This is a genomic window from Pseudomonas putida (genome assembly GCF_022627325.1).
Taxonomy (GTDB): Bacteria; Pseudomonadota; Gammaproteobacteria; order Pseudomonadales; family Pseudomonadaceae; genus Aquipseudomonas; species Aquipseudomonas putida_X.
Map to the genome: position 1 here is coordinate 1 of NZ_JAETZZ010000051.1, position 289 is coordinate 289.

The following is a 289-nucleotide window of genomic DNA, read 5'->3' on the forward strand; positions in this document are numbered from 1 at the left end:
GTGTTTGAAGCTAAACGAGTTTCTCGCAAAAAACTTCAAAATAAACGCTTGACAGGCTCTGAGGAAAGCGTAGAATGCGCGCCTCGGTTGAGACGAAAAGCTCTTAACCAAACGCTCTTTAACAAATTGAATCAAGCAATTCGTGTGGGTGCTTGTGAGTATGGACTGATAGTCAAAAAGATTATCAGCATCACAAGTGGCCATGCGAGAAATCACATAGTCATTTGAGATTGCTGAGCCAAGTTTAGGGTTTCTTAAAAACCCAAGCAGTATTGAACTGAAGAGTTTG

Annotated in this window: 1 protein-coding gene; it reads left to right on the forward strand. The window is 41.2% G+C overall.

What is annotated here, in order from left to right:
• Nucleotides 1-228, forward strand: a 228-nt coding sequence (locus tag JNA92_RS25665; protein ID WP_241807227.1) for a hypothetical protein, incomplete at its 5' end; no start/stop codon positions are given.
• Nucleotides 229-289 lie beyond the last annotated feature (61 nt).